Here is a 26,382-nt window from a genome sequence, read left to right as displayed (position 1 = left end):
GTCCTGCCTGGCCATACCGCCCCGCCGCCTGACAGCTTCCTGCGATCTGTCGGGGTCGGATCCCGTGCGCAGATGAATCTGCTCGGTTCATTGATTCCTGATGCATGACTGGCTCCACGGAGTCTGCCTCGGCGTCAGCCGTGGCGGCGGTCATCGCAATGACATCTGGCACCGGTACGGTTTGAGCCCGCTTGCGGGTCGCGCGCGGGCCGGGGTGCCGGTCGTGGTGCGCGTCCACTGCAGCTGCTGTCGCTGCCGAGGGTCATGTGTTCTACGTCAGGGGGCTGAATGGACACCACGCGGTCAGAACTTGGAAGGTGGCCATCGCCGCATGGCTGCTGCTGTCCTTTTCCACTGCCGCGCAGGACGCTGTTCATGCCTACGACATCCCCGCGCTGCCGCTGGAACAGGCGGTCGAGCGCTTCAGCGTCATCAGCGGGTGGTCGGTGATGTACCCGGGCGACCTGGCCTCAGGCCGCAGCAGCCATGCGCTGCGCGCCAGCCTGGCGCCGCTGCCTGCGTTACAGGTGCTGTTGCAGGGCTCCGGTATCGAGGCCGAGGTGATCGGCGAGCAGCGTGTGGTGCTGCGCCGGAGCACGCCCTTGGCTGCCGAACCCGGTGTTGGCGCGGAACTTCCTGAGGCCGAACGTCGGCGTCGCTACGGCGGGCTGCAGCAGCGGCTGCGTGCGGCGTTCTGTGACGACCCCGAGATTGCGCCCGGCCGCTATGCCGCGACGCTGCGTTTCCATGTTGACAGCGAAGGCCAGGTGCATGCGCCCGAGCTGCTGTCGGGCAGTGGCAGCGCACGCCGCGATGCACGCCTGCTGCAGGCGATGCAGGGCCTGGTGCTGGCGTCGGAGGCCGCCGCGCTGCCGCAGCCGGTAACGCTGCAGATCCGACCTTCCGGCGCCGACCACGACTGTGGCCGGCGCGCGCCCCTTCCATGACTTCAAGGATTCGAACATGAGCGACGGTACGGCTGGGGCAGTTGACCTGATGGACCACCTTCTGGGTGCCTACGATGAGCTGAAGCGCCGGCTGGTGCGCAAGCTGGGCTCGGAAGAGTTGGCCGGCGACGCGCTGCAGGACACCTGGATGCGCCTGAGCGTGCGGCGTGACCGCCTGGACGCCGTACAGAACCCCGCGGCCTACCTGCTGCGCATGGCAATGAATACCGTGATCGATCGCCAACGTGCAGACCACCGCCTGCTGAGCCTGGAGGAGGTGGATACGCTGATGGACTTGGCCGACCCTGCACCCGGCCCGGCGCAGGCGGCCGAACTGGACTTCGCGTTGGAAGACATGGTCGGCCTCCTGCAGCGCATGCCCGAGCGCCGTCGCCGCATCCTGCTGGCGATCCGCGTCGATGGCCTGCAGCAGCGGGACGTCGCCGATCACCTCGGCGTGTCGCTGCGGCTGGTGCAGCGTGAGCTGAAGGCAGCCCAGGACTATCTGGCCGAGCGCAGCGGGCAGGGGCGCCAGGTGCGGTTCTGAACGGCGGCATCCGTCTACACTTTGACGCCGAGCAGAACCCCGCAGCGTGCGGGAGCGGCATGAGCCCCCATGGATCCTGACGATCGCCCGCAACGCCCGCTGGATGCCGTCGAGCGTCAGGCCCACGCGTGGGTGGTGCGGCTGACCTCGGGCGAGGCGACCACCGCCGACGGGCGCCGGTTCCGTGATTGGTGCGAGGCCGACCCGCGTCATCGTGAAGCGTTCGGCCGTGCGCGCAGGCAGTGGGAGCAGGTGCGGCTGGCCGGCGAGCAGCTGCCCGCCACCGCGCGTCAACCGGTCGCGCCGACGCCGGCCCAGCGCTGGAGCCGACGCGCCTTTCTGGGTGCCGCGATTGCAGCCCCGGCCAGCCTGGTAGTGGTGGCGGCGATCCGCCCGCCGCTGGGGCTGTGGCCCTCGGTGACGGCGATGACGGCCGATTTCCATACCGGCACCGGTGAGCGACTGCAGATCACGCCCTCGCCGCAGCTGAAGATCGAACTGGATACGCAGAGCAGCCTGCGTCGTCGCGCGGACGCGCAGGGCGAAGGCTTCGAGCTGGTGCAGGGCCAGGCCGCGATCGAGACCCAGGCCGGCCTGCGTCTGGCGTTGTTTGCCGGCCCGGGTTGCGTGATTGCCGATGAAGGCGCAGTGCGCCTGGATGTGCGCAACACCCACGGCCAGGTGCGGGTGACCTGCCTGCATGGCAGTGTCCGTATCGAGCATGCGCAGGGCCGGCTGCAGCTGCAGGCCGGCCAGCAGACCCGGTACGACGAGCGCCTCAGCGGCGTGGTGGCCGAGGCCATGGCGTCGGACGTGAGCGCCTGGACCGAAGGCATGCTGGTGTTCCGCCGCGCACCGCTGCGCGAGGTGGTGGACGAGATCAACCGTTACCGCCGCGGCAAGGTGCTGCTGGGAGAATCGGCGTTGGCGCGTGCCCCCGTCAGCGGTCGCTTCCGAATTGATGATCCGGATGCGGCACTGGAGCAGCTGCGACTGACGATGTCGCTGGATCTGCGTCGCTTTCCGGGTGGCATTGCCGTCCTTGGATAGATGAAGACGCTGGCCGTGCGCACCGCGCAGGGCTGTTGCAAGCAAGGAGAGGCCAAGGATGCGCAACGAGACCATCGGTGTGCTGGATCTGCGACGCAATCTGTCGGCGCTGCTGGAAACCACCCAGCGACGGCCCCTGATGGTGCATCGCTATGGCTCGCCATGGGTGTGCGTGGTGTCCGATGCGCAGTGGCAGCAACAGGCGGTGCTGCTGGATTTCGATCCGCAGTCGCACCCGCTGGCGATGCTGCTGCGCCTGCAGCAGCAGGCGCTTCCGCTGTCTGAAGCCGGGGCGTTGTCACCCGCGGTGCTCGCGCGCGCTCTGCTGTTGACGGGTGTGCATGGCATTGACGATCTGGCGCAGCTGCACGAGCAGGTGCTGCACCATCGCCTTTGGCATTGGTTCGTGGCGGGCGCCCGCGATGTGATGGACAGTTGGCAGCTGCCGGCGCTGCGCGTTGCGATGGGGGCATTGTGCGATGACGTGGACATGACCGATGCGCTGGCCGCGTTTGCCGCGCGCAGCGACGTGGCGATACTGGCGCGCCGTTGCGGAGGTGAAGCACCGCGGCTGGAGCGCGAAGCCTGCAGGCAGATGACGCTGCGATGACGTTGTCGATGAAGCGCCACGCAGCGCACAGAGCAGCATGTACGCTGTCGCTTCACCCGCCGTGCTGACGTCTTCTCCAGAATACGACGCACCACGCGTCACAGAGCACGGGCGGCGCCGATGGCAGACAGTCGCAGGATCAGCATGCTGGAGCTGGATCGCCACCTGAGCCGGTCACTGGAGCAGGCGCGGCATACGCCCCTGAACGTGCAGCGCTACGGGCAATCGTGGGTCTGGGTGCTGTCCAGTGATGCCTGGGCGGATGCGGCGCGCTGGGCGGCACTGGATTGTGGTACGCACCCACTGATGGCGCTGCGAAGAGCCCTCGACCTGCAGCTGCGGCCCTGGCCCGAAACGGCCATGAGCCCGCTGCCGCTTGATGCAGGCGATGCGCGGTTGCTGCAACGCGCGGCCCTGCTGCTGGTCGTGCGTGATCTGAGCAGTGCCCAGCGGGTGTACGACGACCTGCGCTATCACCAGGCCTATCGGATGTTCATCGGCCTCGATCATGGGACAGCGTGGTCGCCGATGCAGTGCGTGCGCCTGCTGCAGGCCTGCGCGCACCCGTTGCTGCGCGGCTGCATCGACGAAACGCTGGCAAGGGTGCCGCAGCATCTGTTCGAGTCTGCATGTGCACCGGCTGCACGTGTTGCGCCTGCACAGGCACATGCGCAGCGAATTGCTGGCGGATGTTTATCGTACTGACACATGCACCGCTGACCATGGCGCAGCGGTCTCTTCCAGGATGACGAGGGCGGAACAATGGCAAGGCAGGTGGGTGTTCGAAGGGCTCTGCAGCAGGGTTTCAGCCTGATCGAGATCATGGTGGTGGTGGTGATCATCGGCATCCTCGCCGCATTGATCGTGCCGCGGTTGATGGACCGTCCCGACCAGGCACGCGTGGTGGCGGCGCGCCAGGACATTGCCGCATTGATGCAGGCATTGAAACTGTTCAAGCTGGACAACGGTCGCTATCCCAGTGCCGAGCAGGGCCTGCAGGCGCTGGTGAAGCCGCCGCAGGGCAGCGGTGGATTGCCGGTGACGCCGTATCTGGATCGCCTGCCGAATGATCCGTGGGGCCATCCGTACCAGTACCAGGTACCCGGAACCCACGGCGACATTGATGTGTTCTCGCTGGGAGCGGACAGCAAGCCCGGTGGCGACGCCGGGAATGCGGATATCGGCTCCTGGCAGCTGTGAGGCGCGCTGATGGCAGCCCGGAGGCGTTCGGTCTCGTGCATCCGCCAGCGTGGCATGGCGGTGATCGTCGCGCTGTTGGTGGTGGCGTTGGTGGCTGTGATTGCCACCGCGCTGCTGACCCGGCAGTCGGCGCAGCTGCGTGCGCTGCGCGGCGACCAGCTGCGCGCGCAGGTACGCATGGCCGTGGACGCCACGCTGGAGCGTGCGGCGCAGCAGCTGCGTGAGGATGTAAAGGAACAGCTGACCACGGTGCGCAGCGGGCGCTGGGCGCGCCCGTTGGAACTGCAGGCACCGTTGCCGGTGCAGCTGCAGCTTGTGGATGCGCAGTCGATGTTCAACCTGCGCAATCTGCTGGCACATGGCAGGCCGGATCCTGAGGCACGGCACGCGTTCATCGCGCTGTGTGCCGGGCAGGGACTGGGCCAAGGTGCCTGCGCGTCGGCAGCGGACCACATCCAGGCGCGCCTGCGCGACGGCGACATCCAGGCCCAGGCACCGCTGCCGCGCGAATCACTGATCGAACAGGCGCTGCCGGGTGTCGATCCGGTGGCGTTGCAGGCGCTGGCGCGGCGCACGGTGGTGTTGCCGGCGCAGACCCTGGTCAATGCCAACACCAGCGACCTGAACGTTCTGCAGGCGGTGACGCCTGGGGTCGAGCCGGCACGGCTGCAGGCGTTGCTCGGTGAGCGCGACGCTGGCCATTGGCTGCTCAATCGCGGCGACATCGCCAACCGACTCCAACTGAGCAATGAACAGATGGCCGTGCTTCCCCTGGGTATCCATAGCGAGTGGTTCCTGGCCGTCGGTCAGGCGCAGGCTGACGGCAACGCAGTTGATTTTCGCGCGCTGCTCTGGCGCGAGTACCGCGACGATGGCGTGCGTGTGCAGCGCGTGTGGACGAGGATCGGCGCATGAACGTGCAGCTTCGGGTGCGCCTGCCGGCGCTTGAACGTCTGCGCGGCGACAGCGAGCTGGACTGGGCGCAGCTGCACAAGGGCGAGGTGCTGGCTCATGGCCGCGACACGCTGGCGGCGCTGGGCCTGCGGCATCCGCAGGCTGCGGTGCATGCCTGCCTCGATCCGAACGACCTGATCCTGCTGGAACTGCAGCTGCCGCCGTTGTCCGGGCGCCGCCTGCAGTCGGCGTTGCAGGGCGAGGTGGAGGCGATGCTGCTGGATGACCTGCAGGAGGTGGCGCTGGCCCATGGCGCTCAGGCGGCGGACGGCACGGTTCCTGTGACCTGGTTGGGCCAGCAGGCGCTTCTGCAGGCGCAGCAGTTGCTGGCTTCGTGTGCACTGCGGCTACAGGCACTGTATCCGACGCCGCTGCTGCTGCCCTGGCAGGACGGCCATGCCACGCTGCAGATCAGCGGCGAGCACCTGCTGGTACGCAGTGGGCGCGATCGGGGCTTCGTTCAATGGTGCGGCGGACGTGACGCCTGTGCGGTGATGCAGGCGCTGGCCGTGCGCCTGCAACAGGCCGGGGTGCAGGCCGTGCAATGGATCGACAGCGTGCCGCCGGCGTGGCCGGACAGCCTGCCGGCCACCGCCGTCACGCATGAACGGCAGGTCTGTGGCCCCCTGCCAAGCTGGTCATTGCCGCTGCCCGGCACGGGCCAGAAAACGCCGCGGCTTGCGATCGGGCTGGCATTGGCGGCAGTGCTGCTGGCTGCACTCGGCCTGCAGCTGCAGGTCTCGCGTTGGCGGATCGAGGGTGAAGCGCTGCAGCAGGACATGGCACGGCAGTTCAGCGCACGCTTCCCGGAGATCACCGATGTAGTGGACCCGGTGTTGCAGGCAAGGCGAGCACTTGCAGTGCCACCGCCGGCGCCGCCGTTACCGCCGCTGCAGCGTCAGGTGGCCGGCACGCTGCAGGCGGTTCCGGAGCTGGCGGGACAGGTGCGCAGCCTGCATTACCAACCCGGGCAACTGGACATGGAGCTGGATGCCGACGCCCAGGCATTGGCCGATGATCCACAGCGGCTTGAGCACTGGCAGCAGGCGCTGCAGGCGCAGGGCTTGCTGTTGGCGCGCGAAGCGGGTGGACGCCTGCGGGTTCGCGGAGCGGGACAGTGACGACCCGTACCTTGCGGCTGGGCGGGCAACTTGCGGGCCTGCAGCAGCGCTGGCAACGCCTGCCGCCGCGCGACCGGCTGATGCTGTGGGTGATGGTGGTGGCGCTGCTGGTGGCGGGTCTGTGGATGTTGTGGCTGGAGCCGCTGCTGAAGCAGCGCACGCACTGGCAGGCCGAGCTGCCGCGGCTGCAGGCACAGGCGCGTGTACTGGCACCATTGCTGCAGGCACGCGAGCGCCAGCAGCAGACGCAGGGGCAGCGCCCGACGATGGCCGGGTTGCGTGATGGAATCAAGTCGGCCGGCCTCGCCGACGGACTGCATATCGAAGCGCGCGACGGGCGTTGGCACCTGCAGGTGCACGCGGTGCCCGCTGACGCGCTGTGGAACTGGCTGCTGCCCGTGCTGGCCGATCCGGCCATCGAACTGCAGCAGCTGCAACTGACACGCACAGGGGATGCGAACATGCCGGCGGCGCGGATTTCCGGAAACATCGTGATGGCGCTCAACGTGGGTGCCCATCCATGAGGGCGATGCGCAGCCTTGCCTGCAGTGCCGCACTGGCCTTGATCGTGTGCATGGCCCACGCACCGGCGTCGGTGCTGGCGCAGGACGCCCGCGATGAGCCGGTGCAGTTGAACCTGGTCGACACCGATATCGGTGGCGTGTTGCGCATGGCCGCACGCTTCACCGGCCGCCAGTTCCTGGTCGACCCACGGGTGACCGGCAAGATGACAGTGGTTTCCGATGGCCCGGTCAGCCGTACCCAGGCCTACCAGTTGCTGTTAGGCGCACTGCGCATGCGTGGCTTCGCCGTGGTAGAGAACGGCGGCGTCAGCCGGGTGGTGCCGCAGGCCGATGCCAAGCTGTTGGGAGGACGCGTCGGCACCGGTGGTGCCGGCGGCGAGGTCGCCACGCGCACCTTCGCGCTGCGCTACGAGAACGCGGCGGCACTGGTGGCGGTGCTGCGTCCGATGATCAGTCCGGACAATCCGATCACCGCCAATCCAGGCAACAACACCCTGGTGATCACTGACTACGCCGACAACTTGGAGCGCATCGCACGGGTGATCGCAAGCGTCGATACACCGGCCGGCATGGACACCGACGTGGTGAAGCTGCAGCAGGGTATTGCCGTTGACGTCGCGGCGATGGTAGCGCCGCTGCTGGATGCGCAGGGCGCCGAGCCCACCCAGAAGGTGGTGGTGATGGCCGACCCGCGCAGCAACAGCGTGCTGCTGCGTTCCAGCAGTCCCGGTCGTACCCGCCTGGCGCGGCAGCTGGTGGAGAAGCTGGACCGCGCGCAGGACGAGTCCGGCAACCTGCATGTGGTCTACCTGCGCAATGCCCAGGCCAACCAGCTGGCCGGTGTGCTGCGTGGCGTGGTGGCCGGGCAGAGCGATGCAGCAGCGATGGGTAGCAATGAAGGCATCACGCCACTGCCGGGTGATGCCAATCGTTCCCCGCCAACGCAGCCGTCGCAGCCGCAGCAGGCCAAGACCGGAGGCAATGCGCTGGAATCGCAGCGCCTGGACCCGAGCCGCCGTGACCCGATCGATGCGGGAAGCACCGGCTTCAGCCAGAACGGCATCTCGGTGCAGGCGGACGTGGCCACCAATACGCTGCTGATCTCGGCGCCGGAGCCGGTGTACCGCAACCTGCGGCGGGTGATTGATCAGCTCGACCAGCGCCGTGCACAGGTGCTGGTCGAGAGCCTGATCGTGGAGGTCAACCAGACCGACGCGGCTGAGCTGGGCGTGCAGTGGATGCTGGGCAATGGCCGTACCTTTGGTGGCACCCACTTCGGTGGTGCCACCGGCGGCAGCGGGCTCAATACCGGCGCGCGTACCACGCTGGACGTGCTGCCCAAGGATGGCCTGAAGATCGGCGTGATCGACGGCACCATCAACCTGCCCGGTGTCGGCCAGATCCTCAACATGAAAGCGCTGGCCACTGCGCTGCAGAGCAAGGGCGGTGCCAACATCCTGTCCACGCCGAACCTGATGACGCTGGACAACGAGGCGGCCAGTATCATGGTCGGCCAGACCGTGCCGTTCGTCAGCGGCCGCTACGTCACCGACGGCGGTGGCGGCAGCAACAACCCGTTCCAGACCATCGTGCGCGAGGACGTGGGCCTGAAGCTGCGCGTACGCCCGCAGATTTCCGAGGGCGGCACGGTGAAGCTGGACATCTACCAGGAAGTCAGCAGCATCGATGCGCAGAGTGCCAACAGTGCCGCCGGCATCATCACCAACAAGCGTGCGCTGGATACCAGTGTGCTGCTGGATGATGGCCAGATCATGGTGCTCGGTGGCCTGCTGGAGGACAACGTCAGCCATGGCCGTGATGCGGTGCCGGGCCTGGGTAGGATCCCGGTGCTGGGGGCGCTGTTCCGCAGTGATACGCGCAAGCGCTCCAAGACCAACCTGATGGTGTTCCTGCGCCCGCACGTGGTGCGTGACCCCGCCGCCGGCCAGCGTTTGACCCGCGACCGCTACGACTACATGCGCAATGCGCAGGCCGGTGCGCAGCCGGTACAGAGCTGGGCATTGCCGGCGCTGTCGGCACCACAGCTGCCGCCGCAGGACCTGTCTGTACTCGGCCAGGGCAATGCGCGCGACGGGCAGGGCCAGCCGCTGCAGAACACCAGCCTGGCAGCGTTGTATCCGGCCGATGACGGCAATGCGCAGCTGGTGCAGTTCGCGCAGGGGCTCGACCCGGCACGTGCCAGCCAGGGCGTGGCGCAGGTGCGGGCACTGGGCCTGCAGGCCTATGCCGAAGCGACGCCGGGCGAGAGCGGGCAGCGCCTGCGCGTGCGACTGCCGCGCGATCCGGCGACGCTGGACCCGGCATTGCAGCAGCTGCGCGGGCTGGGCTACACGCCGGAACTGGTGATCGGGCCGTGAGCGCCGCCGCGCCGCTGCCGTACGCCTGGGTGCGCAGCCATGGCGTGATGCTGTCCGAGGCCGGTGGCGAACCGGTGCTGCTTGGCACCGCCGACACCGCGGCGTGGGCCGTGGCCGAGCTGCGCCGCCGGCATGGCCCGCTGCCGTTCCATGCGCTGGATGCGGCGACCTGGCAGCAGCGGCTGGGTGAGCAGTACCGTGACGGCGGTGATGCCGCTGCCGTGGTCGGTGCCGCCGAAAGCGAAGTCGACCTGGACCGGCTGATGCAGGACATGCCGGAGGTCACCGATCTGCTGGATGCGCAGGACGATGCGCCGGTGATCCGCATGATCAATGCGCTGCTGGCACAGGCTGCACGCGATGGCGCCAGCGATCTGCACATCGAGCCGTTCGAGACCCATTCGGTGGTGCGCTACCGGGTGGACGGCACGCTGCGCGACATGGTGCAGCCCCGGCGCGCACTGCATGCGGCGCTGGTGTCGCGCATCAAGATCATGGCCCACCTGGACATCGCCGAGAAGCGCCTGCCGCAGGACGGGCGCATCGCGATCCGTGTGGGCGGCCGGCCACTGGATATCCGTGTCTCCACGGTGCCGACGGGGCATGGTGAGCGTGCTGTGCTGCGCCTGCTGGAGAAGGATGCCGGCCGGCTGCAGCTGCAGCGACTCGGCATGGCCGATGACACCCTGGCCACGTTTACCGGGTTGATCCGGCAGCCGCACGGCATCGTGCTGGTCACCGGGCCGACCGGCAGCGGCAAGACCACGTCGCTGTACGCCGCACTGGGCCAGCTCGACAGCAGCACCAGCAACATCCTCACCGTGGAAGACCCGGTGGAGTACGACTTCGCCGGCATCGGCCAGATCCAGGTCAACGCGCGCATCGGCATGAGCTTTGGCACCGCGCTGCGCGCGATTCTGCGTCAGGATCCGGACACCATCATGATCGGTGAGATCCGCGACCTGGAGACCGCACAGATTGCGGTGCAGTCATCGCTGACCGGCCATGGCGTGCTGGCGTCCCTGCACACCAACGACGCGATCTCGGCGGTGACCCGCCTGGCCGACATGGGCGTGGAGCCGTTCCTGCTGGCTTCGTCGCTGCGCGGCGTGCTGGCGCAGCGGCTGGTGCGGCGGCTGTGCACGCAATGCCGGCGTGCCGAGGTGGATGGCGACGGCCGTACCGTGTGGCGCGCGGTGGGCTGCGCGGCCTGCGCCAACAGCGGCTATCGGGGGCGAACCGGCATCCACGAGCTGTTCGTGGTGGACGATCGCGTGCGTGCGCTGATCCATGAAGGGCAGGGCGAGCCCGCCCTGCGCGAGGCGGCGGGGCGTGCCGGCATGCGGACCTTGCGCCAGGACGGCCAGCGTTGGGTCGACAGCGGGGTGACCACGCTGGAAGAGATCCTGCGCGTCACCGGTGACGACTGAGGCGACGATGGCACTGTTCGATTACCAGGCCGCCAACGCGCAGGGCCGCATCGAGAAGGGCCAGCTGGACGCCGACAGCCCGCGCGGAGCGCGCCAGCTGCTGCGCGGGCGCGGGCTGACCCCCGTGCAAGTGAGTGCGGCTCGCAGTGCCGGCAGTGGTTGGGGGGCTCGCCGGTTGTCCGCCAGCGAGCTGGCCTGGGCTACGCGCCAGCTGGCCAGCCTGTTGGCGGCCAGCCTGCCGTTGGAAGGCGCATTGAGTGCGGTGATCGAGCAGGCCGAACGCCCGCACGTGGCCCAGGCACTCACCGCGGTACGCGCCGACGTGCGTGCCGGCCAGCGCCTGACCGTGGCACTCGCCGCGCGGCCTCGCGATTTCCCGCCGATCTATCGGGCACTGGTGGGGGCGGGTGAAGACTCCGGCGACCTGGCGCGAGTGATGGAGCGCCTGGCCGACTACATCGAAGAACGCAATGCGCTGCAGGCCAAGGTGCTGACTGCCTTCATCTATCCGGCGGCGATCAGCCTGGTATCGGTGGCGATCGTGATTTTCCTGCTCAGCTACGTGGTGCCGCAGGTGGTGACCGCGTTCGTGCAGGCGCGGCAGACGCTGCCGATGCTGACCCAGGTGATGCTGGCGGCCAGCGCCTTCGTGCGCAGCTGGGGCGTGTGGGTGGGGCTGGGCATCGCTGCGCTGGTGGTGGCGTGGCGGCTGGCCCTGCGCCGGCCCGAGCTGCGCCTGCGCTGGGATGCGCTGTTGCTGAGGGTGCCGATGATCGGGCGCTTCGTGTTGGGCGTGAACAGTGCGCGTTTTGCCTCGACGCTGGCGATCCTGCTGGATGCGGGCGTGCCGCTGCTGCGCGCGCTCGAAGCTGCCCGGCAGACGCTGAGCAATGCACTGCTGGCGCGCTGTGCCGATGATGTGTCCGCACGCGTGCGCGAAGGTGCGGCGCTTGGCTCTGCGCTGAAGGTGCAGAAGGTGTATCCGCCGATCCTGGTGCACCTGGTGGCCAGTGGCGAAAAAACCGGTTCGCTGGCGCCGTTGCTGGATCGCGCTGCGCAGACGATCTCGCGGGAGATCGAGCGTCGCGCGATGGCGCTGACCGCGCTGCTGGAGCCGACCATGATCCTGGTGATGGGGGGCGTGGTGCTGACGATCGTGCTGGCGGTGCTGATGCCGATCATGGAAATGAACCAACTGGTGCAGTAGATCCACGCCATGCGTGGATGGATCACCAGACGCGCGCCATGGGCGGCACATCCACGCATGGCGTGGATCTACTGACATCGATTCTCCACACAATCCTCCACACCTTTTTCCGATCTTCCACAGGTTTCTTAAGCGGCCTGTCATCGGCGCGGACCAGCATGGACACGTCGCCGCAGAGTGGGCTGGGAGGCCCTCGGCGGCAGCAGGCGTGTAGTGACCGTTCCTCCCTTGGTGTTTCCCTTCGCAGTAAACCCTTCAGGAGAAGATCATGAACAAGTACAAGACCCTGGCCGCGCTGGTTGCCACCGCGCTGCTGGCCACTGCCGGTGCCGCTTCGGCCCGGACCACCGTCACCGGCGGCGGCGCCTCGCTGCCGGCCGACCTCTATAAGGGTTCGGCTGACAGCATCCTGCCGGCCAACTTCAGCTACGCCGTGACCGGCTCGGGTACCGGCAAGAAGGCCTTCCTGGAAAACAACTCGGCGCTGTTCTCCACCACCGGTACCGTGCACTTCGCCGGTAGCGATTCGGTGCTGAGCAGCACCGAGCTGAACACCTACAACAGCACCTACAACGTGTCCGGCGATGCCAACCGCTACGGCGCCCTGGTGCAGATCCCGTCGGTAGCCACCTCGGTCACGATTCCGTTCAACAAGGCCGGTTCGGCCGTTGACCTGTCGGTGACCCAGATCTGCGGCATCTTCTCCGGCAAGATCACCAGCTGGTCGAGCATCGACAGCGCCCGCAGCGGTGCCATCCAGGTGGTCTACCGTGGCGAGAGCAGCGGTACCACCGAGCTGCTGGCCCGCTTCCTGACCAGCGCCTGCAAGCCGGCCGACGTCTCCGGTACCGCGCTGAAGCTGACCAATGGCGTGCCGGCTTTCTCGGTGCAGTCGACCTTCGCCAACCTGTTCACCACGGTTCCGTCGAACTTCGTCGCTGCCCCGGCCACCGGCGGCACCTCGGTGTACAACGCCGTGTACGCTGCCGATGGCCGCATCGGCTACGTCGGCCCGGACGTGATCCCGAGCCTGACCGACGCCACCAAGGTCGCCAAGGTCAAGGGTTTCTCGCCGGACGAAGTGAGCGTGCAGGCGACCTTGGAAACCGTCGCTCCACCGACCGATGCCGCCGCTGAGAACCCGGCCAACTGGGTGCCGGTGTTCGGCAACCCGAACGCGGGCTACCCGATCGCGGGCTACACCAACTTCGTGTTCGGCCAGTGCTACAAGAACGGCACCGTGGGCGCCAACATCCGCGGCTTCCTGACCCGCCACTACGGCAGCACGGTGATCAACGGCGTGGAGCAGGGCCCGAACGACGCCGCCATCCGCGCGCACAAGTTCATCCCGCTGACCAAGGCCTGGCGTGATGCGATCCGCACCCGCTTTGCGACCGCCACCAACGCCGGGGCCGTGAACAACCCCAGCACCTGCTCGGGCATCGGCCGTCCGCTGTAACTGCGATTGCTTTGGTAGTTGCAGGAAACGCACAAGGGCGCCGGCAGCAATGCCGGCGCCTTCTGCGTATGTCCGCTGCATGACAGTGATGCGCCTGTCGCCTTCACGCCGCCGCCACCGTCTATGAGGTGCAGGGCGTGCCTGGCGCAGGCCCATCCATACACGCCGCCGCCAGCGCGGCCCATCAGGTTGACGAGGTCCCCGATGTCGCACCCGCATTCGCCCACCGCCCGTTTCCCTGCTGCCCTGTGGCGCAGCCACCCGATGGCCTGGGCCGTCGCAGTGGCCCTGGGCAGCGTGGTGGCTCCGGCCACTCAGGCCCAACAGGCGTTCAGCCCCGGCTGGTTCGCCGAGCGCGGTGCGGCGCAGGGCGCGGCCGCACAGAGCGGGCGCATGCCCAATGGTGTGCCGATCCAGTTCCAGCTACCCGCGCAGCAGCAGGATGCGGCACGGCAGAAGCTGCAGCAGTCGATCGACAACCTTGGTACGGCCGCGCAGGCCATCGCCCTGCAGCAGCGCCTGCAGGAACAGGCACGGCAGGCGCGCCGCGAGGCGGGATTCGTAGTGGCCGATGGCCTGGGCAAGGATGGCCTGAAGGTTGACGAGAATCCGTTGACGCGTGGCTGGATCAATGCGCGCGACGCGATCCAGTCGCAGGCGGCCGACGGGCGGGTGCTGGTCAACATCGAGCAGACCGCCGACCAGGCGATCCTGAACTGGGAAACCTTCAACATTGGTGGCAACACCACACTGAATTTCCTGCAGAACCCCGACTGGGCCGTGTTGAACCGGGTCAATGATCCCGCCGCAAGGCCCAGCCAGATCCTTGGCCAGCTGAAGGCCAATGGCACGGTGTTCGTGGCCAACCGCAACGGTGTGGTGTTCGGCAACAACAGCCAGGTCAATGTCCGCAATCTGGTGGCAGCGGCCGCACGCATCAGCGATGCGCAGTTCCGCGAGCAGGGCCTGTACAGTGCCGACGCGAACACCTCGGCGCTGACCGACGCCGTGGGCAAGGTCATGGTCGAACGCGGTGCGCGCATCACCACGCACGAACCGACCACGGCTACACGGGGCGGCGGTTATGTGCTGCTGGCTGGGCACAGCGTGGAAAACGCGGGCCAGATCGAAACGCGCAAGGGACAGACCCAGCTGGCCGCCGGTGACAGTTTCGTGATCCGTCGCGGCGTGGGAACCGCCCAGAACACCGCGTCCACCACCCGCGGCAATGAAATTGCCCCGCGCTTCGTCGCTGACAGCACGGCGGGCAGTGTTCGCAACAGTGGTCTGATCCAGGCGCGCGAAGGCGATGTCACGCTGGCCGGCCGCACCGTCGAGCAGGCCGGCGTTGCGGTTGCGACCACCACGTTGAACCAGCGCGGTACGGTGCACCTGTTGAACTCGGCGTCCGATGCGGCCGGCAGCGTGACCCTGGCCGCCGGCTCGACCACGGCAGTACTGCTGGAAGACGATGGCAAGAGCACGGCGCTGGACAGCCAGCGCAACGCGCTCATCAAGGAATCGGCCGAGCAGGACAAGCTTCGCGGTTCCAGCAACAGTGGCACCTTCGACAATCTCTCGCGCCTGCAGGACCGCCGTGAGCAATCCCGCATCGAAGTCGTCTCCGGCGGCGATGTGAACTTCCAGGCCGGTTCGCTGGCGGTGGCCACCGGCGGCCAGGTGATCGCCGACGCCAGCCGGCGCAGCTATCTGGATGATGGCGCGCGCGTGGACGTCTCCGGTGCGGTGGGTGTGCAGGTGGCGATGGAAAGCAACAACGTCAAGGTGAAGGTGCAGGGCAATGAGTTGCGCGATTCGCCGGACAACCGTGACAGCGGCAAGCTGATCAGCAGCGAGGTGTGGATCGACCGCCGCCAGTTGACCGAAGTTGCCGCCGGTACCGGCGGTTATGAAGGCACGCGCTGGTATGCCGGCGGCGGCCTGCTGGAAGTGGGTGGCTACCTGGACAATCAGGGGCATTCGATCAGCGAATGGGCGGCGCAGGGCGGCACCGTCCAGCTGGCAGGCAAGGAAGTCGTCAGCCACGCCGGTTCGCGCATCAATCTGGCCGGTGGCAGCCTGGATGTGCAGTCCGGCGTGGTGCAGCAGAGCTGGCTGCGGGGCCGCGACGGGCAGTTGTACCGGCTTGATGATGCACCGGCCGAGATGCTGTACGACGGTCTGTACCAGGGCTATGAAGTGAAGCAGGAACGGTGGGGGATGACCGAATCGTTCCGCAATCCGCTGGTGGCACCCACCCAGCGTTTCGACAATGGCTATACCGTGGGACGCGATGCTGGCCGCCTGTTGATCTCGGCGCCCACGGCCGTTCTGCAGGGCCAGGTGGATACGGTGGCCTTCCAGGGCGCACAGCAGACGCGCCGGCCCGATCAGGAGCAGGAGGGCTACGCGCAGGCACAGACGGCGGCGGCCCGCAACGCCCAGCTCTGGCTCGGACGTTTCGACAACAGTGGGCGCAGCGCGGTGTTTGACTCGAATGTCCGCATTGGAGCGCTCCAGGCCGACACCCGGCCGTGGACGCTGCAGGCGCCAGTCGGGGAAGCACAGCGCGATACCGTGTGGTTGGACAGTGAGGTGCTGAGCGCCCAGCGATGGGGGCAGGTGGACCTCGCATCGGCCGGTCGTATCGACCTCGACGGCACGCTCAGGTTGCAGGAGGGCGGCCGGCTTGGACTCACCGCAAGCCGCGTCAACTTTGGTGGAACGGTGCAGATTGCCGGCGGGCAGGTGGAAGCCGGGAATCTGCTTGCGGCGCTTGGCGGGCCCACGGCATTGCTGACGTCCGGACATGGTGCGGTGGATGTTGCGGCCGGCGCACGGATCGATCTTGGCGGCGGTTGGGGCAACGCGCTTGCTGCGCCGGATGGCGGTCCCGCACAGGCGTGGATCGACGGCGGACAGGTGCGCTTCAACAGCAGCCACGACATCCATGTGGGCGAGCGGGCCGAGATTCTGGTCGATGCCGGCGGCGCGATCGATGCCAGTGGCAAGGGGCGCGTAGGCAAGGGTGGCAGTGTCAGCCTGCTCGCGGCCAGCACCGAGGTTGGCACTGACGGCAGCGGACGGATCCGTATCGGCGAGGACGCACGCTTCAGCGCGCTCGGCAATGGCAGCGGCAACTTCACGTTGGCAACCGGCGGTGTGGTGTCCATCGGCGCGCCTGGCACGGATGCATCGGCGGCGTCGTTGCGATTGCAGCCAGCACTGTTCAGGAGTGGCTTCGCCGGCTATGACATCGCCGGTCACAACGGCTTGACGGTTGAAGAAGGTACCCAGCTGCAGGTCGAACGACCGGCGCTGCGCCTGGCCGAGGGCGCACAGCAGGCACTGGCCCGCGAGCAGGGCGTTCAGGCCTGGACGCCGTCGCTGTATGAGGCGGATCCGGCCAGCGGGCGTGTATCGCAGCGCGGCGGCGCGAGCTTGGCACTGCGCGCAGGGCATCTGCTGTCCACGGCCGATCTGCGCGTTGGCAAGGGTGCAAGGATCGAGGTCGATGCCGGCCAGTCGATCGAACTGTTCAGCGCCGGCAACCTGGACGTGGCTGGCGGTCTGAAGGCGGCCGGCGGCCGCATCCGCCTGGATGAGGCATTCGATCCGTCGGGCGTACGCGGCGATGCACGCCGCGAGCGCCAGTGGACAATCGCTGAAGGCGCACTGCTTGACGTGAGTGGCGATAGCGTTTCCCTGCCCGACGCGCGCCGGACATTGCGCGGACAGGTGCGCAAGGGTGGAACGATCGAGATCGGGGGGGCGCTGGACTGGGAAGACCAGGACAACGTACGCCACCTGCCGCCCGATACCTTCGTGGTGGTGGAGCGCGGTGCGCGGCTGGACGCGTCCGGTGCTTCGGCGCTGCTGGACATTGATGGCAGCGGGCGCACCCGGGTGGACAGCGATGGCGGCAGCATCGTGCTGCGCGCGGGCAATGCGCTGTACCTGCAGGGCGAACTGGACGCAGCAGCGGGCGGCGACGGCGCGCGCGGCGGTACCCTCGGTGTTGCCTTTGGGGGCGGCACCTACGGCAGAACGGCAGTGGGCAAGGACGTGCTGGCGCCACGGGTGATCTCGCTGACCCAGCACGCCGCGCAGACGGCGGACCTGCCTGCACGCCTTGAGTACGGCCATGCGGCACTGTCGGCGGAGCAGATCGAGGCCGGTGGTTTCGATCATCTGGCCCTGTTCGGCGACATCCGCGCCCAGGGAGATGTCAATCTGGGCATGGACCAAAGCCTGCGCATCCATGGCATGAATGAGCGCGCCCTGGGGTTTGCGGAAGGCAACAGCGAGGGCAGCCGCCTGTTGCTGAGCGCGCCCTACGTGCGCCTTGCGCAGGGACGCTGGTGGCAGCCGGCGGGGGAGGGCACGCTGCGGCCGGTCGAGGCGCGGTTCGACGAAGGGAAGCAACATCGTTTCGATGTGAAGGCGAACCTGATCGACCTGCGCGACGTTAGCTGGCTGGCGGGCTTCGACCATGTCAACCTGGACAGCCGTGGCGACATCCGCCTGCTGGCACCGGGAGCCAGCAGCGCCCAGGAAACTTCGTTGTCGTCCCCGGGTTCGATCGATATCAGTGCAGCCCGTCTGTACCCGGCGGCCCGGGCGCGTGGGCGCATCGTCGCTGGCGTTGCGGACATCGGTCCGTCGGGACAGCCTGCCTGGCAGAACCCGGAGGCTGTATTGCGCATCCACGGCGTTGGCAGTGCCACGCAACCGGCACCGGATTCGGCATTCGGCCGCCTGGAACTGGTCGCGGCGACGGTGGTGCAGGGCGGCAACGTGCAGGCGCCGTGGGGCCGCGTCCAACTGGGTGGCGGTGAAAGAAACACCAATCGCGCCAGCCGCGTCGACCTGCTGGGTGGCAGCGTGACCTCGATCAGTGGCGCCGGCCTGGCGCTTCCGTTTGGCGGTACCGTGGACGGTGTGACATGGCGCCGGAACGGCGCCGAGTTCGATGTGCTGGTTCCTGGATCGATCGATGCCCCGATCGGTGTGGATATCGTCGCCAACGCCTTCAACGGTGCCGCAGGCAGCATCGTGGATGTCTCCGGCGGAGGTGAGTTGACCGGCGCTGCGTTCGTCGCCGGGCGCGGTGGCTCGGTCGATGTCCTGCGGCATTCGTTGGCGGATGCCAATCCACGCTATGGCTTCAGTCGTGCGGGCAATGCGGTCTACGCAATCGTGCCGGGCCGAGCGGACGTGCAGGCACCGCTGGCGACCGGTGACGGCAGCGTCGATCCCCGTGTCGGCCAGGAGATCGTCATTCCGGACGGCGTGCCTGGACTCCCGGCGGGAGCCTACACGTTGCTGCCGGCGAACTACGCATTGCAGAAGGGCGCATTCCGCGTCGAGATCGGCGCCGAGAGCGCGCTGGGCAACGTCTCGCCGGTGGCGACCGGCACCGGCTCTTGGCGCGTCAGCGGGCACCGCGCGCAGGGCCTGGGCGGGGCGGTGTCGCCGTTGCTCACCGACCTGGTGCTGACACCAGCGGAGGCGGTTCGCCGCCACGCCGGCTACAACGAAACCTCCTACAACGCGTTCGTGCACGGCGTGGCCGAGCGGCGTGGCGAAGCGCTGCGCTGGCGGACGGTGGATGCCGGGAGCCTCAACCTGGTGTTCGGTGAAGGCGCAGGACGGTCGGGTACCCCGGCGGCAACCTTCCTCGGCCTGTCCCGCTTTGGCGCCGGCAGCAGTGACGGGCTCGGCGGCACGCTCTCGGTCAATCTGCGTGTCTCCAATGGTGCAGCGCTGGAGATCGCCAGCGAGGGCGCCGATGCCGCCAGCGGGCGCGGCGCTACCGTCTCCGATACCACGCTCAATGCATTCCGTCCGGTAACGATGCTGATCGGCGGCACGCTGCGGCGCGATGCAACCACCTATGCGCTGGAGGGCGGCGCACAGCACATCGTGGTGCGCAACGGCGTCAACCTGACGGCGCAGGAAGTGCTGCTGTCGGCCGCGTTCGGAGGCAGGGGTATCCTGGTCGAGCAGGGCGTTTCGATCGACACCCTGTCCCAGTCGGGCCCGTCGAGCGTGGCGCAGCCCACGGCGCCCTACCTGGTCGCGGGCGGCCTGCTTGCCGTGTCCAACCAGCGCTTGACGGCGCTCAGTGCACAGGGCGGAAGTGCCGGCGGGCCGGTAGCGATCGACATCGGCGGTTGCGAGGCGGACTGCAGTGGGCAGACCCGCTTGCTGTCGGCGGGCAGCATCAACGTGGTCACCGACGGCGCCTTGAACATGGGTGACTCGCTGAGCTATGGCACGCGCCAGCTCGGCCTGGGCATGTCCGCACTCAACCTGGGCAGCACCGAGGCCATTGCGATGGCGTCGGCGGCCGGCGGCCTGCCCACGGGCATGACCATGAACCAGGAGGTGCTGCAGCGGTTGCTGCGCGGAAACACCGCCATCGGCGCTCCCGCACTGGAGGCGCTCAGCCTGACCGCGCGTGATGCCATCAACGTGTTCGGCAGTGTCGACCTGGATACGCGCGATGGCGCGACCGGTCGCAGCAGCCTGCGCAATCTGGTGCTGGGTGCGCCGGCCATCCACGGCTATGCTGCCGCCACCGACCGCGCGCGCATCTTCGCCGACACGCTGGTCTGGGATGGGACATTGGCCGGCACCGACCTGCCCGGCGGCGAGCTGGCACAACCGCCCGGCGAGGCGATGGTGGGCCGGCTCGGCCAAGGGCAGCTGGAGATCAATACACGGGTGCTGGAACTGGGGCGTGCGCCGTTCACCCGCCCCAACTCGTCTGTGGCGGCCGGTCGCCAGGTGCTCGGCTTTGCCGGCGTTACCCTGGCAGCGTCGGACCGCATGCTGTTCTCGGGCAAGGGCAGCCTCGATGTGTTCCAGCAGCAGGGCGACTACCTGCCAGGCAGCGGCTGGCAGTTCAGTGGCGGCGCGCTGGACATCGTCACTCCCCTGCTGACCGGTGATGCCGGTGCGCAGCTGGCAATCCGCAATGGCGGTACGGTGCAGCTGCGCGGCGCCGCGGCGACCGCGGGCAGCGATGCGTTGGGTGCCGAGTTGTCCATCACGGCCGAACGCGTTGTGATCGACAGCAGGGTGGCGTTGGCGTCCGGCAGGTTCGAGGCCAACGCACGCCAGGGCGTGGTGCTTGGCAGCAATGCAGTGCTGGACATGGCAGGGCGCAAGGTCAGTCTGTTCGACGTGGACAAGTACAGCTGGGGCGGTGACGTGGCGCTGTCGAGCCGCGAAGGTGACATCGTTGCCGACGCGGCGTCGCGGATCGATCTTTCCGCCCGCAACAACCGCGGCGGCCGCTTGACCGTTGCTGCGCTGGGCCCGCAGGGCGGCCGTGTCGATCTGGCAGGTACGTTGCTTGGCGGTGCCAGCGGCCGCTACGACGCCGGTGGCACCGAAGTGCCCTATGACGGTGGCGAAGTGGTGGTGCGCGCACGCCAGTTGCAGGACTTCTCCGGGCTCAATACACGGCTTACCGGCGGTGGTATTACCGGTGGCCGGACCTTCCAGTTGAGCGAAGGCGACCTGGTGATCGGCGATGAGGTGAAGGCCCGCAACGTTGATATCAGCGTCGATGGCGGCAGCCTGCAGGTCAATGGCCGCGTTGATGCCAGTGGCGAACAGGTCGGCAGCATCCGCCTGTCCGCCCGCGACGTGCTGCGTATCGATGGCACATTGGACGCGCATGGCAGCGCCTTGCGCGTGGACAGCTACGGCAAGATCATCGACAGCCCGAACCGGGCCATGATCGAACTGACCTCGGCCAACGGCAGCCTGCAGCTGGGTGCGGCTGCCTCGATGGACCTGCGCGCCGGCACGTCGGTGGCCACCGGTAGCGGGCCGGGCCAGAACGACGGCCGCGCACGCGGCAGCGTCAAGCTCAACGTGCCCCGCGTGGGCAGCAACGATGCAGCGATCGAGGTGGCCAGCGGCATCCGCATCGCCGGTGCCGGCGACGTGCAGGTCAACGCCTTCCGCAGCTATGATTCGGCGCCTTTGGCCAGCGCTCCGGACGTGCATGGCCATCGTCCGCAGGTGATCAACCAGCAATGGTTGGATACGGTGGTGGATCCGGACAACAGCCAGTGGATGAACGCCGCGCTGGCCAATACCGGGTTGCAGCAGCGCATCTCCGCACTGGGCAGCTATCGCCTGCGCCCCGGTGTGCAGATCATGGCGCGAACCAGCAGTGACAACCCGCGCGGTGATCTGGTCGTGGCCGGTGATATCGATCTGTCCGGCTACCGCTACGGACCGCAGTCGAACCGGGCCGATCCTGCGCGCCGTGGCTTCGGTGAGTCGGCCGCGCTGGTACTGCGTGCCGAGGGCGACGTCAATGTCTACGGCAGCATCAACGATGGGTTCGCGCCACCGCCTGCCAATCCCGATGAAGACGGCTGGGTGTTGCTGGAAGGACGCAGTACGGGTTCACCGAACACCGCGTTTGGCGGTGACCTGATCGTGCCGGGCGAGGGTGTCCAGCTCCAGGGCGGCACCGAGTTCCGCGCCGGTGCCACGCTGAATTATGCGCTGCCCTTCGAGGCGGTAACCCTGCCGGCCGGAACCGTGCTACCGGCGGAGATGGTGTTGTCCGGGCCGCTGCTGCTGCCGGCCGGTACCGTGCTGGGCGCGGTAGTGACCACAGACAGCGGACAGGTGATGGTGGCCGGCACCGTGCTGGCACAGGCGCTGGCGTTGCAGTCCGGTGCCCGACTGGGTGCCGGTTTCCGCCTGCGCACGCCGGCGCCGTTGGCCGCACAGGTGTGGCCGGCCGGCGTCGCCCTGCCCATGGCGATGAAGCTTTCAGGCGCGCTGAACCTGCATGCCGGTGCGATCATCCCGTCGATGACCAAGGTGGAGCTGCCAGGCGATGCACCGGTGAAGCTGCGGGCGGCCGATGCCAGCGGACGCCAGGGCCGCAACTGGGCGCTGGCGGCCATGCTGCCCGAAGGCACCACCTCGTGGGACCTGACCGCGGTGGCCGGTGCTGATACGACCGCCGCCGATCCGCGTACCCGGCGCTGGGGGAGTGACGGCAGCATCGTGCTGGCCGACAGCCACTACAGCACCATCGGTACGGTGACCACGACGACGGAATGGAAGGGCGACCGCGTGATCACCGTGGATGGCTCGCTGGATCTATGGGGCGATGAGTCGTGGGTCGGAAAACCCGTAGCGGATCTCGCTCGGGAGCTTGGCATGACCGAGAGCGATGTCTGTGATTCCGGACCCTACTGCGGTCCGGCCCCGCGCCTGGTCGACAAGGAAGGCTCGCTGGCATGGTGGGGCGATGAATCGTGGGTCGGCCGCCCGGCTACGGAGCTCGGGGCCGAGATGGGCATGTCGGAGGAAGAAATCTGCGCGGCGATGGGCTACTGCTATGGCGGCGGCACGTTGACTGAAGTCACGACCTATGGCAAGCGCCTGGGTGCACCGGCCTGGAGCGTCCTGCGCACCGGCAAGGGTGACCTGGCGCTGCTGGCCGCGCAGGATGTGCGCATGAAGTCCGGTTTCGGTGTGTACACCGCAGGTGCGCCGACGGCGCTGGGTGATGGCCGTGACACGCAGTTCACCCCGGGGCGGGCCCCAGTGCCCAGGAACACCGCGCTGCTGGGCCCGGTCCAGGCGTCCGGCCGCTACGATGCCGCCATCGCCACTTACCAGGCGTGGTACCCCGACCAGGGTGGCAATCTGCACGTGCAAGCGGGCCGCGATATCACCGGTGATACCTGGAGCGCGCGCGCAGAGGCGGGCACGCCGCAGCGCGACCAGGCCGGGCATTCCAGCGCCGCGGTGGGCAACTGGTTGTGGCGCCAGGGATCGGGCACGACTGCTGGTGTAGTGCAGAGCGCAACCAGCTGGTGGATCAATTTCGGTACCTACAGCACGGTGGGCCCTGAGCTGGATGCGACGCCTCGCCTGGTCGGCTTTACCGGTTTCGGCACGCTGGGCGGCGGTAATCTGTCCCTGGAAGCAGGCCGCCACTCGGGCGTGATCGCGCCGATGGGCAATGCTCTGGGATTGTTGACGGCGCCCCATTCCAGCGCGATCGTCGCGGCGGTCGGGTCGACCGGACGGGTCAGCAACGGTGAATTGCATCTGACGGGGGGCGGAGACCTGACGCTGCGAAGCGGCGGAGCGGTCAACCCCGGCCTGCGCGCAAGCGCGCAGCAGCCCGAAGGTTTCCAGCAGGATCTGGATCTCAACGGCACCGTGACCAATCTACGCGGCAGCACGCTGCTGCAGGCGGCGCGCATCGGCGGTCTCAGCGCGATACAAAGCAGCTACGGCACGTTGGGCCTGCACAATCCGTTCGTGGCCGACGCACCCGTTGCGATGGCCGGGCCGGTGCTGGTGCTGGGCGATTCCACCGCCCAGGTGCAGGCGCGCGGCGATGTGGTACTGGGTAGTGCCGCCGATCCCGGCCGGGTTCCCGTGGCCAATTTCAACGATATCCTGCTGGAAGGGGGCGGCCACGCGTCGGGCACAAGCTGGTTCTCGCTGTGGACGCCGCGCACCGCACTCGACCTGTTCTCCGCAGGCGGAAATCTCTCGCCGGGCCTGGTTGGCACGCAGCACACGACCGGCAGCAACCAGGGTAGGGAGGTGATCAGGATCAACCCCAGCAATGGCGATGCCTATCTCAACTACTGGTTGTATCCCTCCCGGTTCACGGCTATCGCGGCCTCCGGGAACATCAATCTCGCCAGTCTGCGCAGTGGCAGCGTGCCCGATGCGCAGGACGTCATCGTGCTGGCGCCCTCGGCGTCGGGTCGGCTGGAGGTATTGGCGGGAGGATCGATCCTGGCTACCGACCGGGCCACTCAGATTGTGCGCTCAAGCAGTGATGCCCGTGTCCCCGGCCCATTCAATCCCGGCTTCATCGCGCAAGGCCCCGGAAACGCAGGAACCGTGCGCAGCAATGTACCCGCGGACGGGAACGGCGCCAGTCCTGGCACTACGCTGCCGTACTTTGCCTTCGGTCCCAATACCGCGCTCGGCGTGCTGTTGCCAACCACACCGACCGTGGCCAGCCGGTTCTATGCAGTGGCCGGCGATATCATCGGGCTGGGAAGCGGCGACAGGCGGCAACTGTCGCGCAATGCCGAGAACGGCGCGCGTACCGTATTCGACTGGTACGAAGCGGGCTCGGCGGTACAGCTGCGCGCCGGTCGCGATGTGATCGGCGCGGATGTCACCGCGCTCAACACCAGCGGTACCGATATCAGCGGGATCGAAGCGGGCCGGGACATCATCCGCAGCAACCTGACGGTTGCCGGCCCCGGCAACGTCGAAGTGAGTGCGGGCCGGCAGCTGCGCCAGGAAGAGGCCGGAAGCATCGTGAGCCTGGGCGGCGTCGTGCAAGGCGATGCCCGTCCCGGCGCCAGCATCGCAGTGACTGCCGGCAACCAGGGCATTGATTTCGATGCACTGCGCACGCACTACCTGGATCCGGCCAACCTCGCCGATCCCTCGCAGTCGTTGGCTGCGCAGCCGGGCAAGGCGGTGAAGATCTACGACAAGGAGTTGAGGGAGTGGCTGCAGCAGCGCTTCGGTTTGGCGGTTGATGGCGCCGAGGCCCTGGCAGCATTCGACCGGCTGCCGAAGGAACAGCAGCGCATCTTCCTGCGCCAGGTCTACTACGCCGAACTGCGTGAAGGTGGCCGCGAGTACACCGATGCCGAAGGTCCGCGTTTCGGTTCTTACCTGCGCGGCCGCGAGGCGATCGCCACGCTGATGCCGGACAGGAATGCTGCCGGAACGGCCATCGACCGCACCGGCGACATCGTGATGTACGGCGGCTCCGGCGTGCGTACCGAAGCCGGCGGCAACATCGAGCTGATGGCGCCGGGTGGGCAGATCGTGATCGGTGTGCAGGGCGTGGTGCCGCCGGCCAGTGCCGGGCTGGTGACCCAGGGGCAGGGTGACATCCGGCTGTTCAGCCAGGACAGCGTGCTGCTGGGTCTGTCGCGGGTGATGACGACGTTCGGTGGTGACATCCTGGCGTGGTCGGAGCAGGGCGACATCAACGCCGGTCGTGGTTCGCGGACGACGTTGTTGTACACGCCACCGCGCCGCGTCTATGACGGCTGGGGCAATGTGATCCTGTCGCCGCAGGCCCCGGCCAGTGGTGCAGGCATCGCAACGTTGAACCCCATTGCCGAAGTACGACCGGGCGACGTCGACCTGATCGCGCCGCTGGGCACCATCGACGCGGGCGAAGCGGGTATCCGTGTCTCGGGCAACATCAACCTGGCGGCGTTGCAGGTACTCAATGCAGCCAACATCCAGGTGCAGGGTGAGAGCAAGGGCCTGCCGGTGCTGGCCACGGTGAACGTGAATGCGCTGGCTTCGGCCAGTGCGGCAGCGAACAGCGCCAGCCAGGCCGCACAGGATGTGATGCGCAAGAGCCAGGATGATGCACGGCGCAACCAGCCGTCGGTGATCAGCGTGCAGATCCTCGGCTTCGGCAGTGGCACCAGCAGCATCAACCCGCCGGCGCGTGGCAACACTGCCAACAGCGGTTATGACGCCAACAGTGCCTTCCAGTTCCCGCAGGCAAGTCGCGACGAGGGCACGCAGCGCCGCTAGGCATCGCACGATCCCGGCGAGTGCCGACCTTGATCGGCAGTAGATCCACGCCGTGTGTGGATGCCGCTGGACTGCAGGAACAGACAGCATCGGGCCAGCTGCCACGGAACGGTGGCGGCCCCAGCCAGGACGGCACGGAGGGCAGGGAGCGGCCATCAGCGGTGAGGATCACCGACACGGCGCCGCCGGGTGCAGGAGAGCGCCCGGCGGCAGGAACGACGCGCGAATGTGTCACGGTGGATTCCGACCTTGGTCAGTAGATCCACGGCATGCGTCGATGGCTTGGTCAGCTTCAGTGCCGACCAACGGTCGGCACCCACCAGAGAAGGCGTGGCAGCAGGCGCCGCTCGGCAGTAGA

General features: G+C 67.9%; 14 protein-coding genes. All 14 read left to right on the top strand.

The genetic code is table 11. From position 1 onward, the window contains the following. Positions 1–266 precede the first annotated feature (266 nt). The 14 genes from N5J73_RS11045 to N5J73_RS10980 all read left to right on the top strand — a co-directional run bounded on the left by N5J73_RS11045 (position 267) and on the right by N5J73_RS10980 (position 26,024). Positions 267–947, top strand: a complete 681-nt coding sequence (locus tag N5J73_RS11045) for an STN domain-containing protein (RefSeq protein ID WP_049447633.1) — start codon at positions 267–269, stop codon at positions 945–947. A gap of 16 nt (positions 948–963) precedes the next feature. Then, positions 964–1,494, top strand: a complete 531-nt coding sequence (locus N5J73_RS11040; protein ID WP_049447677.1) for a sigma-70 family RNA polymerase sigma factor — start codon at positions 964–966, stop codon at positions 1,492–1,494. Positions 1,495–1,563: 69 nt separating this feature from the next. Beyond that, positions 1,564–2,544, top strand: a complete 981-nt coding sequence (locus tag N5J73_RS11035) for a DUF4880 domain-containing protein (protein ID WP_049451718.1) — start codon at positions 1,564–1,566, stop codon at positions 2,542–2,544. A 58-nt stretch (positions 2,545–2,602) separates the two neighbouring features. Continuing rightward, positions 2,603–3,154: a hypothetical protein gene (locus N5J73_RS11030; protein WP_049448007.1), complete on the top strand. Its 552-nt coding sequence runs from the start codon at positions 2,603–2,605 to the stop codon at positions 3,152–3,154. A gap of 144 nt (positions 3,155–3,298) precedes the next feature. After that, positions 3,299–3,859, top strand: coding sequence for a hypothetical protein (locus N5J73_RS11025; RefSeq protein ID WP_239503403.1), 561 nt, complete (start codon positions 3,299–3,301; stop codon positions 3,857–3,859). A gap of 57 nt (positions 3,860–3,916) precedes the next feature. Further along, positions 3,917–4,354 (top strand): type II secretion system major pseudopilin GspG, encoded by a 438-nt coding sequence (gene gspG / locus N5J73_RS11020; protein WP_049448010.1) that lies wholly within the window; start codon positions 3,917–3,919, stop codon positions 4,352–4,354. Between the two features lie 9 nt (positions 4,355–4,363). After that, positions 4,364–5,269: a type II secretion system minor pseudopilin GspK gene (gspK, locus tag N5J73_RS11015; RefSeq protein WP_049448011.1), complete on the top strand. Its 906-nt coding sequence runs from the start codon at positions 4,364–4,366 to the stop codon at positions 5,267–5,269. Beyond that, on the top strand, positions 5,266–6,429 hold the full coding sequence (gene gspL / locus N5J73_RS11010; protein WP_049448012.1) for a type II secretion system protein GspL: 1,164 nt from the start codon (positions 5,266–5,268) through the stop codon (positions 6,427–6,429). Before gspK ends, gspL begins: the two co-directional genes overlap by 4 nt. Then, positions 6,426–6,953, top strand: coding sequence for a type II secretion system protein GspM (gene gspM / locus N5J73_RS11005; RefSeq protein WP_049448013.1), 528 nt, complete (start codon positions 6,426–6,428; stop codon positions 6,951–6,953). The genes gspL and gspM overlap by 4 nt, the downstream gene beginning before the upstream one ends. Further along, complete coding sequence (gene gspD, locus N5J73_RS11000; protein WP_049448014.1) at positions 6,950–9,331, top strand: type II secretion system secretin GspD; 2,382 nt, start codon at positions 6,950–6,952, stop codon at positions 9,329–9,331. The genes gspM and gspD overlap by 4 nt, the downstream gene beginning before the upstream one ends. Continuing rightward, complete coding sequence (gspE, locus tag N5J73_RS10995) at positions 9,328–10,761, top strand: type II secretion system ATPase GspE (protein WP_049448015.1); 1,434 nt, start codon at positions 9,328–9,330, stop codon at positions 10,759–10,761. Before gspD ends, gspE begins: the two co-directional genes overlap by 4 nt. A 7-nt stretch (positions 10,762–10,768) precedes the next feature. Continuing rightward, positions 10,769–11,968: a type II secretion system inner membrane protein GspF gene (gene gspF / locus N5J73_RS10990; RefSeq protein ID WP_049448016.1), complete on the top strand. Its 1,200-nt coding sequence runs from the start codon at positions 10,769–10,771 to the stop codon at positions 11,966–11,968. A 268-nt stretch (positions 11,969–12,236) separates the two neighbouring features. Further along, entirely contained in the window at positions 12,237–13,427 is a 1,191-nt protein-coding gene (locus N5J73_RS10985) for a substrate-binding domain-containing protein (protein ID WP_279940936.1), read from the top strand. A gap of 204 nt (positions 13,428–13,631) precedes the next feature. Continuing rightward, positions 13,632–26,024: a filamentous haemagglutinin family protein gene (locus N5J73_RS10980; protein WP_049448019.1), complete on the top strand. Its 12,393-nt coding sequence runs from the start codon at positions 13,632–13,634 to the stop codon at positions 26,022–26,024. Positions 26,025–26,382 lie beyond the last annotated feature (358 nt).

Origin of the sequence: Stenotrophomonas sp. GD03654, assembly GCF_029845105.1 — a bacterium.
GTDB classification, from domain to species: domain Bacteria; phylum Pseudomonadota; class Gammaproteobacteria; order Xanthomonadales; family Xanthomonadaceae; genus Stenotrophomonas; species Stenotrophomonas africana.
The sequence above is the reverse complement of the archived record's forward strand: the minus strand, read 5'-3'. Positions and strand labels throughout refer to the sequence as shown.

Bases quoted from the DNA above. Each gene is read 5' to 3' on its own strand.
- N5J73_RS11040 (WP_049447677.1), top strand. From the start codon at position 964: ATGAGCGACGGTACGGCTGGGGCAGTTGACCTGATGGACCACCTTCTG.
- N5J73_RS11035 (WP_049451718.1), top strand. From the start codon at position 1,564: ATGGATCCTGACGATCGCCCGCAACGCCCGCTGGATGCCGTCGAGCGT.
- N5J73_RS11030 (WP_049448007.1), top strand. From the start codon at position 2,603: ATGCGCAACGAGACCATCGGTGTGCTGGATCTGCGACGCAATCTGTCG.
- N5J73_RS11025 (WP_239503403.1), top strand. From the start codon at position 3,299: ATGCTGGAGCTGGATCGCCACCTGAGCCGGTCACTGGAGCAGGCGCGG.
- gspG (WP_049448010.1), top strand. From the start codon at position 3,917: ATGGCAAGGCAGGTGGGTGTTCGAAGGGCTCTGCAGCAGGGTTTCAGC.
- gspK (WP_049448011.1), top strand. From the start codon at position 4,364: ATGGCAGCCCGGAGGCGTTCGGTCTCGTGCATCCGCCAGCGTGGCATG.
- gspL (WP_049448012.1), top strand. From the start codon at position 5,266: ATGAACGTGCAGCTTCGGGTGCGCCTGCCGGCGCTTGAACGTCTGCGC.
- gspD (WP_049448014.1), top strand. From the start codon at position 6,950: ATGAGGGCGATGCGCAGCCTTGCCTGCAGTGCCGCACTGGCCTTGATC.
- gspF (WP_049448016.1), top strand. From the start codon at position 10,769: ATGGCACTGTTCGATTACCAGGCCGCCAACGCGCAGGGCCGCATCGAG.
- N5J73_RS10985 (WP_279940936.1), top strand. From the start codon at position 12,237: ATGAACAAGTACAAGACCCTGGCCGCGCTGGTTGCCACCGCGCTGCTG.
- N5J73_RS10980 (WP_049448019.1), top strand. From the start codon at position 13,632: ATGTCGCACCCGCATTCGCCCACCGCCCGTTTCCCTGCTGCCCTGTGG.